This is a genomic window from uncultured Campylobacter sp. (assembly GCF_938030685.1).
GTDB lineage: Bacteria > Campylobacterota > Campylobacteria > Campylobacterales > Campylobacteraceae > Campylobacter_B.
This window is the reverse complement of record NZ_CALHHX010000094.1, coordinates 1-1,462: the sequence shown is the minus strand read 5'-3', so window position 1 is coordinate 1,462 and position 1,462 is coordinate 1. Positions and strand designations below refer to the sequence as shown.

At 38.8% G+C, this 1,462-nt stretch carries 1 protein-coding gene and 2 pseudogenes; all 3 read left to right on the top strand.

Going from position 1 to position 1,462, the window contains the following annotated elements; genetic code table 11:
- A pseudogene (locus Q0369_RS04490) lies at nucleotides 1–321 on the top strand (hypothetical protein); the annotation flags it as partial.
- A 132-nt stretch (nucleotides 322–453) separates the two neighbouring features.
- On the top strand, nucleotides 454–780 hold the full coding sequence (locus Q0369_RS04485) for a hypothetical protein (RefSeq protein ID WP_298096556.1): 327 nt from the start codon (nucleotides 454–456) through the stop codon (nucleotides 778–780).
- Nucleotides 781–1,145: 365 nt separating this feature from the next.
- Nucleotides 1,146–1,462: pseudogene (locus Q0369_RS04480) on the top strand (TonB-dependent receptor); the annotation flags it as partial.

Below are 1,462 nucleotides of genomic sequence, written 5' to 3'. Positions count from 1 at the left end.
ATAGGCGAGAAATATATTAAATTTGATGATGCGGGTATTTTATGGGTATTGCCCGCAACTGTATTTTTAATAGCGGGTATTTGCTTCTTTTACCTCGCCTTCCGCTCTGAAAAGAACATAAAAAGATACCCGAAGTATATGTGGTGTAAGGACTGCTTTAAATTTTACATGTACGAGGATGTCAAAGATACGGATCAAATTTGCCCGGACTGCGGCAAAAAGCTTACGGAGTATAATGACGGCGACTACTGGAAAAGAAATGCCTCCGAGCAAAGCGCTAAAACTCCAAAGCCTAAAAAGCGTAAATTTAAAAAGCGATGAAATTTTGATTTGTTATACGAGGAATATATAAAAATGCTAAATAGAATTTTTGCATTAATCAGATTTTTTGCTTTTTTCGCATGGGGACTAGCGGCCGCTTTATTGGGAAAAGTCGATATAAAGCCTGGCTTTATGGCATCGGTAAAATTTGATAGCACGCATCTGCGTATCATCATAGAAATTTTATGCTTTGCGGCATGCGCTTTCTTTTTATATCTCGCATTTCACCCTGAAAAAAGCGTAAAGTATTATCCTAAATTTATGCGCTGCAAAGGGTGTTTTGAATTTTATAATTTTTCGGACGTTAAAGATAGGAGCGTTTGCCCTAAATGCGGAGGCGAGCTGCAAGATTATGCTGAGATAGAAAAGTGGAATCAAGCAGAAAAGAATAAAAAGCTTGAAAGATATTATAAATTTGAAAAAGAGTGGCTAAAGAGGGTGAGCCATGATAAAAAATAATTGATGCGCAAGCAAAATCAAAAAGTCTTAGGAATAAAAAATGAGCGCTAGGGTAGGTTTAATACTTTTTGGCGCATTTTAGACGGGTATGATTTTAGGGATTTGGCTAAATTTCAAAATTTCAGCTAGATTTGCTTCGCAAACTTGCCGCTTTAAGAAATAAAAACCGCCAAGGAGTCTAAATTTAAAACCGAAATTTTATCGCGCCCAGCAAAACGCTCGAAATTAAAATTTCATCCAATCTCCGCCTAAATTTTAAAAAATCTATCTTTAATCTTTGAAATTTATTATTATTTAATCAAGAGAAATTATAATATAGCATTTGCAAATCATTCGCAAATTATAATTTTAAATAGGGGAGAGTGATGTTTAAGAAATTTTATCTTTCAAATGCCGCGATCGCGCTGAGTTTGTGCGCTGCCTTACAACTAAACGGAGCCGAAAACAACGCTACGTCCAAAAATATCAACGCGTCCGGCGCGGGAGCGGTAAATTCCGCAGCTCCTAAAAACGCTTCCGGCGCGAACGCCACGAAGCTGGGCACCATCGTAGTTACCGCGACAGGCTTTGAGGATATGCTTAAAAACGAGGTTCGCAACGTCTCGGTCATCACCGCGGAGGATATGGAAAACCGCGGTTACCGCGATCTGCGCGAAATTTTAGAAAAGGCGCCGGGGGTTAG

Excerpts from the sequence above, each read along its gene's own strand:
- Q0369_RS04485 (WP_298096556.1), top strand. The coding sequence starts at position 454 with ATGGCATCGGTAAAATTTGATAGCACGCATCTGCGTATCATCATAGAA.